The sequence below is a fragment of the Geodermatophilus sp. SYSU D00700 genome (assembly GCF_054050255.1).
On the sequence record NZ_JBJGZA010000075.1, the window covers coordinates 1 to 2,961 of the forward strand.

General features: G+C 76.5%; 4 protein-coding genes. 1 reads left to right on the forward strand and 3 read right to left on the reverse strand.

Going from position 1 to position 2,961, the window contains the following annotated elements; translation table 11 throughout:
- Window positions 1-144 precede the first annotated feature (144 nt).
- Window positions 145-990: an MBL fold metallo-hydrolase gene (locus tag ACI79V_RS24315; RefSeq protein ID WP_456893499.1), complete on the forward strand. Its 846-nt coding sequence runs from the start codon at window positions 145-147 to the stop codon at window positions 988-990.
- 3 nt (window positions 991-993) lie between these two features.
- On the opposite strand, the gene ACI79V_RS24320 is transcribed toward ACI79V_RS24315, so the two are convergent.
- The 3 genes from ACI79V_RS24320 to ACI79V_RS24330 all read right to left on the reverse strand — a co-directional run bounded on the left by ACI79V_RS24320 (window position 994) and on the right by ACI79V_RS24330 (window position 2,730).
- The gene (locus ACI79V_RS24320) at window positions 994-1,473 is read right to left on the reverse strand and encodes an SRPBCC family protein (protein WP_456876950.1); all 480 of its coding nucleotides are present in this window, start codon (window positions 1,471-1,473) and stop codon (window positions 994-996) included.
- Complete coding sequence (locus tag ACI79V_RS24325; RefSeq protein ID WP_456893501.1) at window positions 1,454-1,819, reverse strand: metalloregulator ArsR/SmtB family transcription factor; 366 nt, start codon at window positions 1,817-1,819, stop codon at window positions 1,454-1,456. Before ACI79V_RS24325 ends, ACI79V_RS24320 begins: the two co-directional genes overlap by 20 nt.
- An 83-nt stretch (window positions 1,820-1,902) precedes the next feature.
- Window positions 1,903-2,730, reverse strand: coding sequence for an endonuclease/exonuclease/phosphatase family protein (locus ACI79V_RS24330; protein WP_456893503.1), 828 nt, complete (start codon window positions 2,728-2,730; stop codon window positions 1,903-1,905).
- Window positions 2,731-2,961: the final 231 nt, after the last annotated feature.

The window sequence follows — 2,961 nt, forward strand, 5'->3', positions numbered from 1 at the left end:
CCCGCCCCCCCCCCCCCCCCCCCCCCCCCCCCCCCCCCCCCCCCCCCCCCCCCCCCCCCCCCCCCCCCCCCCCCCCCCCCCCCCCCCCCCCCCCCCCCCCCCCCCCCCCCCCCCCGACCCGGGCCCAGGGGTAGCACCCGCGGCATGACCGCCGACCCGGGCAGTGCCGACCGCAGCGCCGGCTCCACCGACGAGAGCACCGCCGACGTCACGCTCACCTTCGGCGGCAACGCGACGACGCTGCTGCGCCTGGGCGGGTTCACCCTGCTCACCGACCCGAACTTCATCGGCCGCGGGCAGCGGGTGTACCTGGGCAAGGGCCTGTGGACCAAGCGGCTGACCGACCCGGCGATCCTGCCCGAGGACCTGCCCGACCTCGACGCCGTCCTGCTCTCCCACCTGCACGGCGACCACTGGGACCGGATCGCCTACGCCACCATCGACAAGGCCACGCCGGTCGTCACCACGCAGGCCGCGGCACGGACGCTGGCGGCCCGCGGCTTCCACGCCACCGCCGACCTGCGGCCCTGGCAGGTGCACGAGGTCACCCGCGGCGAGGAGACGCTGCGGATCACCGCGGTGCCCGGCGTCCACGGCCCGGGCCCCCTGGCCGCGGTCCTGCCGCCGGTGATGGGCAGCGTGCTGGAGCTGCTGCGCGGCGGCGAGGTGTCCTGGCGCGGCTACGTCACCGGCGACACCCTGTTCCGCCCGTGGCTGGGCGAGGTGCTGCAGCGCTGCGGGCCGCTCGACGTCGTCGTCCCGCACCTGGGCGGGACCAAGGCGCTCGGGGTCACCGTGACCATGGACGGCCGGCAGGGCGCCGACCTGGTGGAACTGCTCAAGCCGCCGGTCACCGTGCCGGTGCACTACGACGACTACGACCGGTTCGCCTCGCCGCTCGGCGACTTCGTGCGGGAGGTCGCCGAGCGGCGGGCGCCGGGGGAGCTGCGGACCGTCCTGCGCGGGGAGACGATCTCGCTGCGCGCCTGAGGATCAGCGCGCAAGCACCTCGTCCAGGCGCTCGTAGCCCTGGACGACGCCGACCTCCATGCCGCTGGCGAGCATCGCGTCGCGGTCGGCGAAGGAGTCGCACAGCGAGGTCGACTCGAGGCGGGTGCGGCCGCCGCCGAGGTCGGTGAGCACGAGCTTCTCCAGCGCGACGCCGTCGGGCTGCCCCTCGAAGGTGAAGGTCTGCACGATCCGCTCGTCGGGGCGGACCTCGTGGAAGGACCCGTGGAAGGCGTACTCCCCGTTGGCGTCGCTGTGCACGTAGCGGTAGGAGCCGCCGGTGCGGCAGTCGAAGTGGTCGATGCGCATCTCCATCCCCCGCGGGCCGAGCCACTGCACGACCAGCTCGGGGTCGGTGTGCGCGCGGAACACCTTGGCCGGCGGGGCGTCGAACTCCCGGGTGATCCGGATGAGCGGGACCTCGGGGTCGGCGACGATCCGGGTCTCACGGGTGGCGGTGCTCATGACGGGTTCCCTTCTCGTGGGTGTCGTCCGGCATCGACCGGAGGACGTCGTCGAGGCGGCGGTAGCGCTCCTCGGCCTGGCGCCGGTAGCGCTCGATCCACCTGGTCATCAGGTCGAACACCTCCGCCTCGAGGTGCACCGGGCGGCGCTGCGCCTCCCGGGTGCGGCTGACCAGGCCGGCGTCCTCGAGCACCCGCAGGTGCTTGGAGACCGCCTGCACGGTCACGTCGTAGGGGGCGGCGAGCTCGCCGACCGTCGCGTCGCCCACCGCGAGCCGGGCGACGATGTCGCGCCGGGTCGGGTCGGCCAGCGCCGCGAACGCCCGGGAGAGCGGGTCTGACGCCACCTGCGACCTCCTTCGTCAACCTCTCGGTTGAGTACGACCGTAGGCAGGCGTGCCAACGTTGTCAACCACCTGGTTGTGGACCGTCAGGAGGCCCACGAGCCCGGCGGGTGACCGGGCAGCGCGAGGTCGGCGACGACGCCGGAGTGGTCGCTGGCCCACACCCCGCCGACCGGCTCGTCGAGCACCCGGGCGCAGGCCACCACCTGCAGCGTCGGGCCGTGCACGCCGGCCCGCACGAGGACGTGGTCGATGCGCCGGCTCACCGCGGTGGCCACCTCGCCGGCCCGCACCAGCGGGTTCCGCGCGTCGAAGGTGAACCCCGGGTCGGTGTGGTGGAGGGTCCCCCAGGCGTCCTGGTAGCAGACGCTGGTGCCGTCGAGCGACCGCCGGCCGTGCCAGAACTGCACGCTCGCGGCGTCGGGGGTCGCGTCGAGGTCGCCCAGGACGACGGCGTGGTCCGCGCCGTCGGCCAGGAGCTCGAGCACCCGGGCGGCGGCCAGCGCCTGGCGCTCCCGCTCGTACTCGTACCCGAACTGCCAGCTGGGCTTGTGGTGGGCGACCAGCGTGCGGCCGACCGGGGTGTCCACCTCGACGACGAGGGTGGCGCACCACGGGAAGTCCTGCGCCCGGGGCGTGCAGCGCTGGTCGACCTCCTCGACGACGCGGTGCGGTGCCCGGGTGGCCAGCGCCCCGCCCACCCCGTCCGCGGCGGCCCGGGAGAACGCGGTGACGGTGTAGCCGGGCCCGAGGAGCTCCTCGACGGTGCCGTCCGCGACGGGCACCTCCTGCAGGGCGACGACGTCGGCGTCGAGCCGGCGCAGGGTCTCCCCGATCAGGGCGCTGCGCCGGGCCCAGTCCGGGTTGGCCGGGCCGAGCACGTTGAGCGTCAGGACCCGCAGGGACGGCGTCATGCGGCGCAGTCAACCGCGGCGCGACCGGCCCGTCCTCCCGGCCCCGTCGCGCCCGGGGTCCTCCCCCGGTACGACGGACCGGCCCCTGGAGATCACCCCGGGCGCCGACGCCCGCGCACGCCTCCCGGGCCGAGGCTCGGGGGGGGGGGGCGGGGCCGGGGGGGGGGCGGGGGGGGGGGGGGGGGGGGGGGGGGGGGGGGGGGGGGGCGCGGGGGCGGGGGGGGGGGGGGG

What these genes read in the sequence shown, in the direction of transcription:
- ACI79V_RS24315 (WP_456893499.1), top strand. Translation starts at nt 145, where the DNA reads ATGACCGCCGACCCGGGCAGTGCCGACCGCAGCGCCGGCTCCACCGAC.
- ACI79V_RS24320 (WP_456876950.1), bottom strand. Translation starts at nt 1,473, where the DNA reads ATGAGCACCGCCACCCGTGAGACCCGGATCGTCGCCGACCCCGAGGTC.
- ACI79V_RS24330 (WP_456893503.1), bottom strand. Translation starts at nt 2,730, where the DNA reads ATGACGCCGTCCCTGCGGGTCCTGACGCTCAACGTGCTCGGCCCGGCC.